Here is a 15,545-nt window from a genome sequence, read left to right on the forward strand (position 1 = left end):
GCATGTTGGCGGGACATGTTTAAAAATATAGGCATCCAAATTTATGGGGGAGTGTTCCGATGGGCGGATTCTCGGACGCTGAGAAGGAGGAACTGGGGGAGATAATAAAGAAACTGAAAACTCTTGACGAAAGGAGCATTCTGTCGTACTGGATATCCGCGGAGATAGACGAGGCCGAGATGTACAACAGGCTGGCAAACGTGGCTGAGGAGTACAGCTGGGACGAAAGAATACCCCAACTCTTCAGAACACTGGCCGAGGAAAGCCTGAACCATGCAGGGATACTCCTGGAGGAGTACAAGCGCAGATACCGGGGCGCAAGCCTAGTGGAGGTGGATATCCCCAGCTTAGAAACGGATATTGGGCTAAACAGCCTTGAGGAACACTTAAGAAACGGCAACATCGAGGAGGTCCTGGAGGTTCTGATGGAGAGCGAGAAGATGGCCAGGGACGTGTATGCTTACCTGTCGAGGAATTCCACAGGGAGCACTGGTGAGCTTTTCGGGAACCTTGCGAAGATTGAGGATGGGCACTTCAGGAGATTACTTCACCTCAGAGACTCCCTGAAGAAAATGGGGTGAGGAGTCCATTGGTCTTCAGGAAACCCTCTATATCCAAAACGTCCTCAGGGACCAGCTGAAAGACCCTCTTCCCGGCGTGGGGCACTGCTCCGAGGAGGCCGCGAACCCGTTTGAAATCTTCCTTACTCATCCCCAGCATGTGATGCGACTTTTTGAGTGCCGCCAGGACGGTGCTTCTCCTGTGCTGAAAGAGGGCCCTAACCAGATCCTCGTTCAGTTCAATGCGCTCGTCCCTTGGTTTGGGCTCAAGAACGATGACCGCGGAGTCCACTTTGGGTTTCGGCCAGAAGGCGCCCCTGCCGATGCGCTCCACGAGCTCGGCGTGAGCCTTCGCCCGGACCATCAGCGACAGGCGGGAGTAGTTCCTATCCCCCGGCTCCGCCACCATCCTCCGGGCAAATTCCAGCTGGTAGATAAGAACGGCCCTCTCGAAATCATACCTCAAAAAGCGGAAGGTTATGGGGGACGAAATCTGGTAGGGCAGGTTGGAGACTATCTTGTTGAACGCGGGGAACTCAACCTTCAGGGCATCGCCCTCGATTATTTCAACGTTGGGCCAGTCGTATTCGGCCCTCAAAATCTCCACGAGGCGGGAATCCTTTTCAATGGCGTACACCTTACCCGCGTGCTGGCTTAGAGCATCGGTGAGAACTCCAAGACCCGGACCAACTTCGAGGACGGTATCATTCTCATTAAGTTCCGCCCGTTCAACGTTGCGCTCGATTATATCTGGCACTACCAGAAAGTTCTGTCCAAGGTCAGAATTTGCCTTAAGGTTGTATTTTGAAATTAGAGAAAAGAGGCGCTCCCTCATACCCTGAATATCCTCCTTGAGCCAACGAAAAGGCGGTAGCGGTCCTTGCCCTCAATCTCGTCAACGACACGCTTCGCCAGCATCTTTGCCGGCTCTGGAAGCCCCTTGACACGGTGGCGCAGGTCCTCAAAGTCCTTGAACGGCTCCTTCTTGCGCTCGTCGAGTATCTCCCACATGTGCTTCTTGCCGATGCCGGGCAGGAGTTCGAGGCTGTGGAGCCTGTTGGTTATAGGGGGAGCCATGTTGAAGAACTTCACAAAGTGCTCCTCGTTGTTTTTGATTATCTCCTCAACCACGTACGGAAGCTCGGCCTTGGCGGTGGCGGTGAGGTCATCAAAGTGAATCTTCTTGTTGATCATGAGTATCTTGTCCCTCTGCCCCTTGCCTATGAAGACCCTCTCGTAGAGCATGAGGTCCTCCTTCGGGGCAACCTCGAGCAGCGTGAAAGCCTTTTCACCTATAACCTGAGCAACGGGCTTGCCGGTTCTCCTTCCGGTCTTTAAATCGGTGTAGCCCTCGGGCAGATAGTCCAGCACGTAGGCGTACTCCTCATACTCAACATTCCGCCTCTTCTTGTCGAGGCTTTCCCTGTAAGAGTGTCTCCGGTACCTATCCATTGTCTCTCCCCCAGAAATTATACCCGTCCGGAGTTTTTATACTTTGTCTAAGAGAAAAGGAAAGGAGGGTCACTCCTCGGGACGGTAGTCGTCGAGGAGCCTTATTATTTCCTCGGCCTCCTCCCTGGTGGGCATGTAGTCCTCCTTGGCGAAGAGGACGCGGATGTCGAAGTAGTCCTCCGGCATGAAGTCGACGAGCTTCACGGCTATCCTCTCGTCTATCCACTCAAAGAGGCCGAGGAGCTTCTCCTTCAGCTCGGCGACCTGCTCGGGCTTGAGCTTGGCAAAGCGCTCGGCGTGTTCGAGGCTAACCCTGGCCTCGTAAAACATGGGCTCCTCCGGGTTCTCCACCATGCCCTCAGCCTTGCGCCTCTCGAGGAGCTCCTTGGTCTCGGATATCGTGAGGTAGCGCTCCTCGAGCTTCTTCCTCCCTATCATGCTCATCCCTTCTGAGCCCTGAGGTGAACCGGGTGGATGAAGAAGGTCTTGACCTTGCCACCGTCCTTAACCTGGACGACATAGGCATCGCCGCGCTTACCGACGACGGTTCCCGTCCTTCCGTGGAACCTCGGGTCCGGCATGCCCCTGTGATAGCTCGGCTCGATAACTATGTGGACCTTCTGTCCGGTCTCAAACTCCTGGAGGAACCTGGTGAGGGGCGGGAGACCTCTCCTCCTCGGCTTCTTGCTGAGCTTGCCGCGGGTCTTCCTTCTGAAGCTGTGTGCTTTCTTAACCATTCCAATCACCTCGCAGGGTTTTACTCATCGCGCAACAGACGCAAACACATTTTTCAGAGTTTCACGCCTCTTCGGCGTATAGACTAAGCCGGTTATGGCTCCGCTATCCAATCGGCGGGAACCGTTTATAAAGTTTTCACTGACCTCTTCCCCGCCGTGGGGGGCGAGGGTTCCAATGAGGAACCCCCTAACCCAAGGGCGGGGAGGTTTGAGGGGTTCTCATCAAGGAACCCGTTAAAACGGGTTCTTCGAACCCCTCGGGGAGGGTCTTCCCCCCGTTACCCCTACCCCCGCCAAAGCGAAAAGGCTCGGGGTTATCGTTTTAACAACCTTCTTTAGGATATTGAATGCCCCAACTAAATCTGCATTCATTACAACGCCCTCTCTACGGCACTTAAACAAACCCCTAAAGATTCTCCCATCAGGATGGCGTTGACCGCAGAGAGGGCAGGATTGAGAAGTGTAAGCCTCATCCACAAGCACAACTTGAATACCAAACTCCTCCCCGACCTCAACCAAGCGCTGAATAGTGTAGTTGAACAACCACACCCTCGAACGCAGAAAATTCTGCTTCTTACTAACCCCTGCAGGCTTCTTATTCTCCTCCTCACCTGAATTTTGAGTTATTCCCTTTGGATAACCAACGACTATTCTTGAGACACCAAGCTCGTAGAGCCTCTGGACAGTCTGCCTCACCACTGTGTTAATGTAATGCCTCGCTTGGAGCTTCCACTTTTGATGCATTCTCCTGAGTTTCCGGGAATTATCCTGCCCCGACTTGTTGAGTTTGGACTGATACTCGGCAATCTTCTTCTGCCAGTAAAATGCAATGCTCTTGAGTGGCCTACCATTCACGAGGAAGCTTTCACCATCCTCGACATAAACGGCCATCAAATTGTTAATTCCCAGATCAATTCCCGCGGAAAGGTTTTCTTTTGGTTGTCTTGGGAGTTTAACCCACCCGTTCTTTTCCAATCTTTCATCGACTCTAGAGAAAGAGATGTGAGCGTACCATTTCCGCTTGACATCATCGTAGATTATCTCCAGCCGCCCCATCTTGCCCTTCAAGTGTATTCTACCTTTAAACTGGACTTCGAGTTTTCCGTACTTGCCGAGCCTTCTCAGTTCGATTATGTTTCCGTTAATCCTGTACTGGTCGTTTCTGAGTGGAATTATGAAGAGTTTTCGCCCGTTTTTCTTTCTGATGAAGCCGGGTGGGGAGGGTTTGTTGTACCATTCTGGCAGTTCGCCGTTTTCGTATTTCTTTTTGAGTTTGAAGTATGCGCGCCAGGCTTCCGCGTTTTTTCTGGCCAGTTGTTGGATTGTTGAGCCTCCAATCCAGTCTTTGAAGGCGTGATAGGCTTCTTTTTCGGTTGTGGCGAAGTCTATTTTGCCTTGTTTGTATTGTTTGAGTCGTTGGTAGTTTATTTTGTTCCAGGCTATGGTTGTGGCGTAGGCTAATTCGAAGAGGATTTTTCCTGTTCTTTTGAGGGTTGGAGTTTAACCGTTACTGTTCGCTTCATTGTTCCTCGCTTTCGACTTTTTAATCCATTCTTTGATTGCTTGTTCTGCGGCTATGCTTAGGGCGCCTTTTCTGTTCCCGTAGTGTTTTTTAACGAGTTCTCTGAATTGTCATCAAGAATGTTCATGACGTCAAGCCTCTCGCACCAGGCAGGTTTTCCGAGCAGGTCGCTCACCGAGGGCTTCGTGCGCCCTTTATCGCCGGATATGAGCTCCTTAATGTACAGGCCTCCGTCGGTGACGAGACGGAGCTCGAAGTACTTCCCATCGAGCCACCTTGCTTCCGCCTCGTGAACCCTCCGGACGCGAACTTTATCGGCCCTCGCCTTCCTCACGCGCCAGGGGGTTCTCTGGTGAATTTCAAGTCCTTTGAGCTTTCTGGCAACATCCTCGGCCTCCTCGGGGGTTACCCCCTCCTCAACCAGAACCAGTGCGAGGTATTCTTTGCGGTGATTCCGTGTGAGGACCTCTTCGGCCTCTTTCGGTGAAACGAAGCGCAGGTTCAGAACCTCGACCTTTCCGCTTGCGTTTATCTCCCCCTTTACTGCATCGAGGTCGAGCTTCCGTTTTTTCGGCCGCTTTACCTCGACGATAAATGGCCTGCCGTTTCCAAGCATGCGGACGTCAACGTCCTCCCTTCCTGCCCCCTTGAAGACGCACTTCCCCCCGCTCGCCCTGGAGAACGCCCTGCAGATGATCGAGGCAACGCTCTCATCAAAGTCCGGAAGGGGCGTCTGAGGAATGCCCCGCACGAGCTTTCTGTAGCGGCCGTAGACGTAAATTGGGTTTATCTGGAGCTCGATTCTACCGGAATACGGCTCGACGATGAAAACCACGTCGGGGTTTTTGGCGGTGTCCTTTCCCGTCGCCCTCCCAAAGGCCTTACCGAGCTCACGGTTGAACTCACGGTTTATGGACTCTGCGGTCCCTATGTCAAACTCCTCCCAGAGGGCTTTCTCGTTCTCCCGAACCTCCTCGGGGAAGCGGGAGCCGACGAGGAAAGTCTCAAACTCGACGCCAGCCGCGGCCTCCTCCATCCTTCCTGCGAGTTCGGGAATCCTTTCGAAAACGTTACCGCACAGCTCGCATGTTTCGGGTGCTTCAACCGGGGGCAGGCCCTCGGCGGAGCGCTCCATGTTGAGGACGAACCTTACCGCCTTTCCGCGCTCCTCGTTGGTGCCCTTCCCAAGCCCCGCGAACAGTCTGCCCAGACAGTGGTCGCAGAGTTTGTGAGATTCAAGAACCTTCGCAGCCTTTTCGGTTATCATGCTCTCACCCTAAGATTTATATCCCACAGCTCAAAGCTTCTCGCGATGATGACTCGCAGGCAGAGAATAATAAAGCTTTTGGAGGAGAGGGACTACTCACCGAGCGAGCTGGCACTGGCCCTTGAGCTCCGCGGCAGGGGTGCAAAGAAAACCGTGCTGGAGGACCTGAAGGCCATCCAGAAGACCCTCAAGCGCGAGGGGAAGGTGCTCCTCATAAAGCCCGCGGAGTGCAGGAAGTGCGGCTTCGTCTTCCGGCCGGAGATAAACGTCCCCTCCCGCTGCCCGAAGTGCCGGTCGGAGTGGATAGAGGAACCCCGGTTTAAGATTGAGGCCAGATAGTTGTCATTTCGACGAAGCTTGCCGATAATTGTGGTTGGTTTTTGTCACTTGTCCAGCCCGAAGGTTTATATTGGGTTTGTATCAGCTTAGGGCGGAGGGAGAGTTATGCGGAAAGTTGAGAGGTTTATGAAGGAGAAAGGCCTCGAAGTCGGAGATCACGTCCGGATAATCGAAAAGGAGAATGGAAACACGAGCGTCTATGAGGGCGTTGTCATGAACCCCTACGAGCTGTCCAGCGGCGAAACCCTCACGCTGAAGCTCGACAACGGGTACAACGTCGGAATTCTAGTGGATCAAATCCTGGAGGTCGAGGTGATCGAGAAGGCCGCCCCCAGGGAGGAGCTGAAGTTCGAGGAGGTCTTCCCCAAGAAGCCGGGCCTTCCAAGCGTCGCGATAATCGGAACCGGCGGAACCATAGCGAGCAGGATTGACTACAAGACGGGCGCTGTTCACGCGGCCTTCACCGCCGAGGAGCTCGCCAAAGCCGTCCCCGAGATATTCGAGGTAGCGAACATAACGCCGAAGCTGCTCTTCAACATAATGAGTGAGGACATGCGCCCGGAGTACTGGGTTAAGATAGCCCACGAGGTAGCCGGAATGCTGAACAACGGCGAGGATGGAGTTGTCATCGCCCACGGAACGGACACGATGGCCTACACCGCCTCGGCGCTCAGCTTCATGCTCCGCGATCTCGGAAAGCCGGTCATCCTCGTAGGTTCCCAGAGGAGCTCCGACAGGCCGAGCAGCGACGCGGCGATGAACCTCATCTGCTCCGTCCGGATGGCGACTTCAGACTTTGGTGAGGTCGCCATCGTCATGCACGGCGAGACCAGCGACACCTACTGCCTCGCCCACCGCGGAACCAAGGCCAGGAAGATGCACACGAGCAGGAGGGACGCGTTCAGGAGCATAAACGACGTCCCAATCGCCAGGATATGGGGCGACGGAAAGGTCGAATTCATGAGGAACGACTACCGCAGGAGAACCGAGAGCGAGGTCTGGGTGGACGACGAGATGGAGGAGAAGGTGGCCATCCTCAAGGCCTTCCCGGGAATCCAGCCGGAGATAATAGATTTCTTCGTTGACAGGGGATACAAGGGGCTGGTCATCGAAGGAACGGGTCTCGGCCACGTTCCCACCTACGTCATCGATTCGATAAAGCGCGCTACAGAGGAAGGCGTCGCCGTCTGCATGACGAGCCAGTGCCTCTACGGCAGGGTGAACCTCAACGTGTACTCCACCGGAAGGAGGCTCCTAAAGGCCGGCGTGATTCCGTGCGAGGACATGCTCCCAGAGACGGCCTACGTCAAGCTCATGTGGGTTCTCGGCCACACCGATGACCCGAAGGAAGTGCGCGAGATGATGCTCACGAACTACGCCGGAGAGATAACGCCGTACACGAGGTTTGACACGTTCCTGAGGTGATGATGATGGTTGAGAAGTTCAACTACGAGGAGCTTGGCCTCAAGGTGGGCCTTGAGATACACAGGCAGCTCGACACGAAGAGACTGTTCTCCCCGGTCCCCAGCGAGATGAGCGACGAGGTGGACTTCACGTTCCAGCGCAGGCTCAGGCCAACGATAAGCGAGCTGGGTGAAATCGACCCGGCCGCCCTTGAGGAGTTCAAGAAGGGAAAAACCTACATCTACGAGGGCAACTACAACCTGGCAGACCTCGTTTACATGGATGAGGAGCCTCCCCACATGCCGGACGAGGAGGCGCTCAGGGTCTCCCTCCAGATAAGCTACCTCCTCAACGCAACCCCCGTTGACGAGGTCCACTTCATGCGGAAAATCGTCATAGACGGCTCAAACGTCTCCGGCTTCCAGAGAACCGCGATAATCGCCATGAACGGAAAGGTAGACACCCCCTGGGGAAGCGTCGGGATTCCCACGGTATGCCTTGAGGAGGACGCGTGCCGCATCGTCGAGAGGGGAGAGAAGGAGGTCATCTACCGCCTCGACCGCCTGGGGATACCCCTCGTTGAAATAAGCACCACCCCAGATATACACCACCCGGAGCAGGCAAAGGTCGTCGCCAAGTACATCGGTGACGCGCTCAGGGCCACCCGGAAGGTCAAGCGCGGCCTCGGAACCATCAGGCAGGACCTGAACGTCTCCATCAGGGGCGGGGCAAGGGTCGAGATCAAGGGTGTCCAGGAGCTGGACATGATTCCCGTCATCATTGAACGCGAGATAGAGAGACAGGTGAACCTGCTCAAAATACGCGAGGAGCTGAGGAAGCGCGGGGTCAGGCCCGAGGAGGTAACGGAGGAGTTCCACGACGTCACCGAGATATTCCAGAACACCGGCTCGAAGATAATCGCCCGCACCGTAAAGAAGGGCGGAAAGGTTCTCGCCGTTAAACTCCCCAAGTTCCGCGGCCTGATCGGGAAGGAGATACAGCCAGGAAGGAGACTCGGCACCGAGATGGCGGACAGGGCCAAGAAGTACGTGAAGGGAATCTTCCACATCGATGAACTACCTAACTATGGAATTACAGAATTAGAGGTTAATGCGGTTATTGAAAAACTTGGTCTCGGCGAGGAAGACGCCTTCGTTCTCGTCGCGGCCGAGGAGGAGACCGCAAAGAACGCCCTTCGCGAGGTCGTCCAGAGGGCCAGGGAAGCCATCGAGGGTGTTCCGGAGGAGACAAGAAGGGCTCTACCCGACGGCAACACCCAGTACATGCGTCCGCTCCCGGGGAAGGCCAGGATGTATCCGGAAACGGACATACCGCCGATACTTCTCACGGCGGAGATGAAGGACGACGTACTGGCGAACCTGCCCGAACTCCCACAGGAGCGCGTCGAGCGCTACGTCAGGGAATACAAGATAGACAGAAGCCTGGCCGAAACCCTGGTGAACGACGAGCGCGACGAGCTCTTCGAGGAGCTGATAGCCAGGGGCGTCAAACCCTCCATGGCCGCCTCGATCCTCGTGGTGGTCCTCAAGGGACTCAAGAAGGAGGCACCCATCGAGAATATCACCGATGAGCACATCAGAGAAGCCTTTGACCTGTACCTCGGTGGAAAGATAGCCAAGGAGGCCTTCGAGGAGATATTCAAGGAGCTGGCGAGGAACCCCAAGAAGAGCGCCGCCCAGGTGGCGGAGGAGAAGGGCCTCACCCTCCTCAGCGAGGAAGAGGTCGAGAGGATAATAGACGAGGTCGTTCAGGCGAACATCGAAGTCATCAAGGCCAAGGGAATGGGTGCGATGGGAATGGTCATGGGCAGGGCCATGGCGAAGCTCCGCGGAAGGGCGGACGGAAAGCTCGTCAGCTCGCTCGTGAGGAAGAAGATAGGGGAGCTGAGCTGAGGCTGCTCTTTTAATGGTTTCTTTTGTTGTTTTTGCTTGTTTTTGTAACCGTAAGTTTTTTGAGGTTTTTGGTGTAATTCTGTCCTGCGGGTCGTTTCCGTTCGGCCTTAAGGTTGATGACCTCCCGGTTGAGGCGGCCGGTGGCCCCAATGTGAACGAGAGTGAGAAACCAACCGCACCAGTTGCAACAAAAGCAACTGGAAGCGGAAACGGTTAAGTTTTTAACCTCCTTTTCTTACTTCCCTTTGTGGGAAGCATGGCCCAGAAGATCAAAATCGTCTACTACCTCTATGAGGTTAAAGACGAGCCCCTCGGAAACTACGCGAAGGCCGTTGAATCAAAGCTCGGCCGCTTCGTCCGGCTGGTGAATCCGGACGAGTACACCCTCATGACGAATTTCAAAAGCATCCCTGGGACCTCAAAGGAGGCCCACGTGATCGAGATTAGAAACGACATCAACAGATGGTTCTACCTGACAAAGGACGCGAATGGCCTGGAAAAGCCCAAAGCGGCTTACGAGTACGAGATTGGGAAGGAAGAGGCACTTGAAGCGGTATTCCGAGAAATAGCCGAGGGGTCCGCACACGGGAAGCTCGGCGTGGATAAATTCTCCGCGATGTTACAGCTCCTGCTCTGGGGAGGATTCCTCCTCCTGAGTTATCTGGGCTACAAAAACGACGAGCTGGAGTGGATCAACAGCTTCCTGCCCCTTGTGCTGCTGCTATCCGGCCTCATAGAGGGATTCCGGAGGGGCTACAAAAAGAGGAAAAAGTGAGCACATCGGCCACCCGCCGTTGGGGGAAGAGCCGGGTGATGGTATGGGAGCTCAAAGCGAAGGTTGAAAGCATCATCGCCGGCTGGATGGACGGAAAGAGGTGCACCTACGCGCGCGTTAGATGCGAGATTCTCTCGGACTGCATACGGCCCGTGGAGAGGGCTCTCGGCTCCATGGGGCTGAGATTCACCCGTCTGACCGACCCTGACCCGTACCTGCTGGTATCGTCGGGGGAGGACCTCTACGACCGCGGAAAGTTTCTGACAATAATAGAGCTAACCGATGGACTGGGCCGCCTTTTCTATCTAACCGCATCAGACGTGCCCGTGAGCCTCAAAGAGATTCCCCATCCGGATTTCGTTCTTGCGTTTCGCGTGAAGAGAAAAGAAGGATTTCGTGCCCTCCTCGAGGTCATAGGACGAAAGAGAATCGGAGGTATCAGACACAAACACCGCTCCCTGCTGAACTTTCTGATCAGCTTCGCCGGAAGTCTCTTGCTTTCAAGCACAATAAACATCGAGGGGTACTGGGGCCAGGCCGCCCTTATGCTCCCCCTGGCCCTGGCCATGTTCCTCATCCTCGACTACCCGTTCTCCCTGCTGTACCTGACCTCCTCTCTGCCTTGGAGGGTTAATCCCTCGCCATTGGCGGGGAGGTTTGAGGGGTTCTCATCAGAGCAACCCTTGAAAAAGGTTCAGAGAGCCCCTCGGGGAGGGTCTTCCCCCCGTTACCCCTACCCCCCGCTAAAGCGGGAAGGCTCGGGGTTATGGTCTTTACAACCTTCTTCAAAATATTAAACGCTCCAACTAAATCAGCGTTCATAACAACGCCCTCTCCACGGCACTTAAACAAACCCCTAAAAATCCTCCCATCAGAATGGCGTTGACCGCAGAGAGGGCAGGTCTGAGAAGTGTAAGCCTCATCAACAAGCTCAACCTGAACACCAAACTCTCCCCCAACCTCAACCAAGCGCTGAATAGTGTAATTGAACAACCACACCCTCGAACGCAGAAAATTCTGCTTCTTGCTGACTCCTCCGAGCTTTTTACCCTGTTTTCCACCTGAATTTTGAGTTATTCCCTTTGGGTAGCCAACAACTATTCTTGACACACCAAGTTCGTGGAGCCTCTTAACAGTCTGCCTAACAATAGTGTTAATGTAGTGCCTTGCCTGGAGCTTCCACTTTTGATGCATTCTCCTGAGTTTCCGGGAATTATCCTGTCCAGACTCGTTGAGTTTGGACTGGTACTTTGCAATCCGATTTTGCCAGTAAAAAGCTATGGTCTTTAACGGCCTCCCATTCACGAGGAAGCTTTCGCCATTCTCAACGTAAACGGCCATGAGGTTGTTAATTCCCAAGTCTATGCCGGCTGAGAGGTTTCCTTTTGGGATTCTTGGGAGTTTAACCCACTCGTTCTGTTCTAATCTTTCCTCGACTTTGGAGAAGGCGATGTGCGCGTACCATTTGCGTTTAACGTCATCGTAAGTTATTTCTAATCGCCCCTGCTTGCCTTTCAAGTGCATTCTGCCTTTGAACTGGACTTCGAGTTTTCCGAATTTACCGAGTCTCCTCAGTTCGAGAACGTTTCCATTAATCCGGTACTGGTCGTTTCTGAGTGGAATTATGAAGAGTTTTCGCCCGTTTTTCTTTTTGATGAAGCCAGGCGGGGAGGGTTTGTTGTACCATTCGGGTAGCTCGCCGTTTTCGAATTTCTTTTTGAGTTTGAAGTATGCGCGCCAGGCTTCCGCGTTCTTTCTGGCCAAGGTTTGGAGCGTTGAACCGCCAATCCAGTCTTTGAAGAGGTAATAAGCTTCCTGTTGTGTTCCCAAAAAGTCTATTTTGCCCTGTTTGTATTGTTTGAGGCGCTGGTAGTTCACTTTGTTCCAAGCTATGGCTGTCGCGTAGGCTAATTCGAAGAGGATTTTCTCCTGCTCCTTTGAGGGCTGGAGTTTGATGGTTGCTGTTCGCTTCATTGCCCCTCGCTTTCGACTTTTTTAATCCATTCTTTGATTGCTTGTTCTGCGGCGATGCTTAGGGCGCCTTTTCTGTTCCCGTAGAGTTTTTTAACGAGTTCTCTGAATTTTTTCTCCACGTCGTCTTGAATGTAAATGTCTAATCTCCCCACTGTTGGCCACCTGTTAGTGAGTTTGGGTGTTTATGGTTTTAAGTTTTTTGGCACTTACGTGGTTTGAGGGTTCTTGGGTGGTTGGCTGTACCCCGCCGTGAACGGCGAGGTCTGAACAAAATCAAGGTCAAAAGGACTGAAAAGAAGGGAAGCTAACGCCCCAGCTCGGCGTGGGCCTTTGCCAGGTGCTTTGCAGCTATCGCGGCCAGGAGGGAGAGCTCCCCAGCGAGGACGGCGCCCGCTATTATCTCGGCGAACTTCCTGGCGTTTGTACCGGGCGGCTCTCCCCCGCCGGCAACGCCCATTATGCTCAGGGCCTCCCTCTGGGTCGGAACGCGCGTTCCTCCACCGACCGTTCCAATCTCAAGGCTCGGCATGGTAACGCTGATGTACAGGTCTCCCTCAGGGGTAACCTCCGCGAGGGTTATTCCGTGAGAGCCCTCGGTAATCTGGGCTTCATCCTGTCCGGTGGCAAGGAAAATAGCACCGACTATGTTGGCAAAGTGAGCGTTGAAGCCGTAGGAACCGGCCTGGGCCGAACCGACGAGGTTCTTCCTGTAGTTGACCTCGGCTATGAGCTCCGGGGTGGTTTTCAGCTTCTTCTCAACTATTTCGCGCGGAATTATGGCCTCGGCAATAACGGTCTTCCCGCGGCCGTTGATGAAGTTCATGGCGTTCGGCTTTTTATCCACACACAGGTTGCCCGAGAGGGCGAGGTACTTCACGTCCGGGAACTCTTCCTCGATGACATTCATTATCTCCTCGCTTGAGATGGTGACCATGTTCATGCCCATGGCATCGCCGGTCTCGAACTCGAAGCGCAGGTAGAGGTTGTTGCCGACGATGTGGGGCTTAACGTCCCTCAGCTTCCCATGTCTGGTGACCTTGCTCACGGCCTTCTCCTGGAGGTACTCGATGTTGGCCTTGACCCACTCGGCAACTTCCCTGGCGCGCCTTGCATCGGGGCACTTGAGGAGGGGCGCACGGGTCATCTTGTCGTCGATTATGGTGGTCTTAACGCCTCCAGCGGCGGTGATGGCCGAACAGCCGCGGTTGACGCTCGCGACGAGCGCTCCCTCAGTGGTGGCGAGAGGGATGTAGAATTCGCCCTTCACGTACTCGCCGTTGATCTTGAGCGGCCCGGCGACGCCCATCGGTATCTGGACGACACCTATCATGTTCTCGATGTTCTTTCCTATGACCCTCTCGGGGTCTATCGAGTAGTGTCCGATATTTTCAAGGCTCACACCGAACTTCTTCTCCAGAGCGCGGCGCCTTATCTCCGTAGCGAGCCTCTTGTCGCCGTTCGTGTACCTCTCAACCTGATGGAGCTTTATCTCCCCTGTTATTACCTTCTCAACGAGTTCATCAAAATCTACCATCTGACTCCCTCCAGCCCCTATTCATCCGAACAGCCATTCCTCAAGCACCTTACCGGTCTCCATAAACGCAAGTGCCGCATCGCTTTTGGGGGCGTACCTCAGAACGGGAATACCCGCGTTTATCGACTCCGGAACCACATTATCAAAGGGAATCCATCCAAGAACGGGCACGTTGAGGTCGTCTTCAATTACCTCAATAATCTTGTCCATAACATCTTCCGACTCCCTGACCTTGTTCAGCACCACTCCGATGTTGAGGTTGTATCTCTCACCGAGGGCCTTCAGCTTCTCAATTTCGTTCTTGACCATTACTTCAAAGGAATATATCGGAGAGCGCTCTATCTCAACGACGATAATCTGATAATTGGCCAGCTCAAAGGTGGGAAGCGTATCGAAAGGTATGCCCGTGGGGGAATCAACAAAAACAACCCCAAACTTGTACTTAACCCTGTCAAGTATCTCGACCAGCCGCCTAGGGGAGATGCCCAGAACGTCCTGAAGGCGGGTACTTCCGGGCATGACATGAACGCCCGTTTCGGGGTGCCTGTACACGGCCCATTCCGGGTCAATATCCGGGTTCTTCATGAGGGAATGAACTGTGTACTTGACGGTGTCCAAGGCGAAGTGAAACCCGAGGTTCGGGAGGTACAGGTCGCCATCGACCGCAAGAACGCGGTATTCACTCATGGCTAGGTAAGCGCTTAGGTTGGCCGTGGTTGTTGTCTTTCCTGCACCGCCCCTCCCCGTGACAACAATGAGCGCCATTGCCCAGTCCCCCGAAATACCACGAAAAGAATAGTTGGAGTCCGTTATAAGGTTTCCGCTTAGTAGAGGGCACTCCAGGGGCTCAGTGCACGGCTGTTAGAGAAATCCACCCATAAACGGGCAAACGATTCAGAACAACCGCAAAAGGTTTATATCGTCCCCCGTTCAGATATCCATGTAAATGCTAAGGAGATGATTGCCATGGCTGACAAGATGCCGGCTATCATGAAAACTAAGCCCGCTTACGGTGCCGAGCTCGTTGAGGTTGATGTTCCCAAGCCAGGACCGGGTGAAGTCCTCATCAAGGTTCTCGCCACCAGCATCTGTGGAACCGACCTCCACATCTACGAGTGGAACGAGTGGGCGCAGAGCAGGATAAAGACCCCCCAGATCATGGGGCATGAGGTCGCCGGAGAGGTCATCGAGGTCGGACCCGGCGTTGACACCCTCGAGGTCGGCGATTACATAAGCGCTGAGACCCACATCGTCTGCGGCAAGTGCTACGCCTGCAGGCACAACCGCTACCACGTCTGCCAGAACACCAAGATATTCGGCGTTGACATGGACGGTGTTTTCGCCGAGTACGCGATAGTTCCCGCCCAGAACGCCTGGAAGAACCCGAAGGACATGCCTCCCGAGTACGCGGCGCTTCAGGAGCCGCTTGGCAATGCGGTTGATACTGTTCTGGCAGGCCCGATAGCCGGAATGAGCACTCTCATAACGGGTGCCGGCCCGCTCGGACTTCTTGGAATTGCCGTCGCAAAGGCATCCGGAGCGTATCCGGTTATCGTGAGCGAGCCGAGCGAGTTCAGGCGCGAGCTGGCCAAGAAGGTCGGTGCCGACTACGTCATCAACCCCTTCGAGGAGGATCCCGTCAAGGCGGTCATGGACATAACCGACGGCGCCGGCGTTGAGGTCTTCCTGGAGTTCAGCGGCGCCCCCAAGGCTCTGGAGCAGGGCCTCGCCGCCACCACCCCCGGGGGAAGGGTCTCGCTTCTCGGCCTCTTCCCGAGGGACGTTACGGTGGACTTCAACAACCTGATCATCTTCAAGGCCCTCGAGATTCACGGCATCACAGGAAGGCACCTCTGGGAGACCTGGTACACTGTCTCAAGCCTCATCCAGAGCGGCAGGCTCAACCTCGACCCGGTCATCACCCACAAGTACCGGGGCTTCGAGAAGTTCGAGGAAGCCTTCGAGCTGATGAGGGCCGGCAAGACCGGTAAGGTCGTGTTCTTCCCGCACAAGGGCTGAACCATTTCTCCTTTTCTTTCACCGCAATTCTTAAGTAACTCCTCTCAAA

The 15,545-nt window shown here is 54.5% G+C and carries 15 protein-coding genes and 1 pseudogene; 6 read left to right on the top strand and 10 right to left on the bottom strand.

The window, feature by feature from the left end:
* Positions 1-59: 59 nt before the first annotated feature.
* Positions 60-581 carry a ferritin-like domain-containing protein gene (locus FPV09_RS04100; RefSeq protein ID WP_148882476.1) on the top strand — a complete coding sequence of 174 codons (522 nt, stop codon included), beginning with the start codon at positions 60-62 and terminating at the stop codon, positions 579-581.
* Here FPV09_RS04100 and rsmA read toward each other — a convergent pair.
* From rsmA to FPV09_RS04130, 6 genes and pseudogenes are all read right to left on the bottom strand, one after another.
* A complete protein-coding gene (gene rsmA, locus FPV09_RS04105) occupies positions 553-1,395 on the bottom strand; it encodes a 16S rRNA (adenine(1518)-N(6)/adenine(1519)-N(6))-dimethyltransferase RsmA (protein WP_148882477.1) in 843 nt (280 codons plus the stop codon). The two genes, FPV09_RS04100 and rsmA, sit on opposite strands and share 29 nt — an antisense overlap.
* Positions 1,392-2,012 (bottom strand): DUF655 domain-containing protein, encoded by a 621-nt coding sequence (locus tag FPV09_RS04110; RefSeq protein ID WP_058939164.1) that lies wholly within the window; start codon positions 2,010-2,012, stop codon positions 1,392-1,394. The genes rsmA and FPV09_RS04110 overlap by 4 nt, the downstream gene beginning before the upstream one ends.
* A gap of 69 nt (positions 2,013-2,081) precedes the next feature.
* Complete coding sequence (locus tag FPV09_RS04115) at positions 2,082-2,450, bottom strand: RNA polymerase Rpb4 family protein (protein WP_058939165.1); 369 nt, start codon at positions 2,448-2,450, stop codon at positions 2,082-2,084.
* Between the two features lie 2 nt (positions 2,451-2,452).
* A complete protein-coding gene (locus FPV09_RS04120; RefSeq protein ID WP_139680451.1) occupies positions 2,453-2,749 on the bottom strand; it encodes a 50S ribosomal protein L21e in 297 nt (98 codons plus the stop codon).
* Between the two features lie 187 nt (positions 2,750-2,936).
* Positions 2,937-4,272 (bottom strand): annotated as a pseudogene (locus FPV09_RS04125) (RNA-guided endonuclease InsQ/TnpB family protein).
* A 57-nt stretch (positions 4,273-4,329) separates the two neighbouring features.
* Positions 4,330-5,538, bottom strand: a complete 1,209-nt coding sequence (locus tag FPV09_RS04130) for a tRNA pseudouridine(54/55) synthase Pus10 (protein WP_148882478.1) — start codon at positions 5,536-5,538, stop codon at positions 4,330-4,332.
* Positions 5,539-5,583: 45 nt separating this feature from the next.
* Here FPV09_RS04130 and FPV09_RS04135 point away from each other — a divergent pair, with 45 nt between their 5' ends.
* From FPV09_RS04135 to FPV09_RS04150, 4 genes are all read left to right on the top strand, one after another.
* The gene (locus tag FPV09_RS04135; RefSeq protein WP_148882479.1) at positions 5,584-5,877 is read left to right on the top strand and encodes a transcriptional regulator; all 294 of its coding nucleotides are present in this window, start codon (positions 5,584-5,586) and stop codon (positions 5,875-5,877) included.
* A 105-nt stretch (positions 5,878-5,982) separates the two neighbouring features.
* Positions 5,983-7,302, top strand: coding sequence for a Glu-tRNA(Gln) amidotransferase subunit GatD (gene gatD / locus FPV09_RS04140; RefSeq protein WP_148882480.1), 1,320 nt, complete (start codon positions 5,983-5,985; stop codon positions 7,300-7,302).
* Between the two features lie 5 nt (positions 7,303-7,307).
* Entirely contained in the window at positions 7,308-9,194 is a 1,887-nt protein-coding gene (gene gatE, locus FPV09_RS04145) for a Glu-tRNA(Gln) amidotransferase subunit GatE (RefSeq protein ID WP_148883675.1), read from the top strand.
* 247 nt (positions 9,195-9,441) lie between these two features.
* Positions 9,442-9,969: a hypothetical protein gene (locus FPV09_RS04150; RefSeq protein ID WP_148882481.1), complete on the top strand. Its 528-nt coding sequence runs from the start codon at positions 9,442-9,444 to the stop codon at positions 9,967-9,969.
* A 630-nt stretch (positions 9,970-10,599) separates the two neighbouring features.
* On the opposite strand, the gene FPV09_RS04155 is transcribed toward FPV09_RS04150, so the two are convergent.
* From FPV09_RS04155 to FPV09_RS04165, 4 genes are all read right to left on the bottom strand, one after another.
* Positions 10,600-11,943, bottom strand: coding sequence for an RNA-guided endonuclease InsQ/TnpB family protein (locus FPV09_RS04155; RefSeq protein WP_148882482.1), 1,344 nt, complete (start codon positions 11,941-11,943; stop codon positions 10,600-10,602).
* Entirely contained in the window at positions 11,940-12,095 is a 156-nt protein-coding gene (locus FPV09_RS11960; protein ID WP_168194726.1) for a hypothetical protein, read from the bottom strand. Before FPV09_RS11960 ends, FPV09_RS04155 begins: the two co-directional genes overlap by 4 nt.
* 152 nt (positions 12,096-12,247) lie before the next feature.
* A complete protein-coding gene (gene hmgA / locus FPV09_RS04160; protein ID WP_148882483.1) occupies positions 12,248-13,477 on the bottom strand; it encodes a hydroxymethylglutaryl-CoA reductase (NADPH) in 1,230 nt (409 codons plus the stop codon).
* A gap of 21 nt (positions 13,478-13,498) precedes the next feature.
* Positions 13,499-14,242 carry a MinD/ParA family ATP-binding protein gene (locus tag FPV09_RS04165; protein WP_058939172.1) on the bottom strand — a complete coding sequence of 248 codons (744 nt, stop codon included), beginning with the start codon at positions 14,240-14,242 and terminating at the stop codon, positions 13,499-13,501.
* Positions 14,243-14,443: 201 nt separating this feature from the next.
* Between FPV09_RS04165 and tdh the strand changes: the two genes are divergently transcribed.
* Complete coding sequence (gene tdh / locus FPV09_RS04170) at positions 14,444-15,496, top strand: L-threonine 3-dehydrogenase (RefSeq protein ID WP_148883676.1); 1,053 nt, start codon at positions 14,444-14,446, stop codon at positions 15,494-15,496.
* The last annotated feature ends 49 nt before the right edge of the window (positions 15,497-15,545 follow it).

The sequence above is a fragment of the Thermococcus aciditolerans genome (assembly GCF_008152015.1).
In the GTDB taxonomy this organism is placed as follows: domain Archaea; phylum Methanobacteriota_B; class Thermococci; order Thermococcales; family Thermococcaceae; genus Thermococcus; species Thermococcus celericrescens.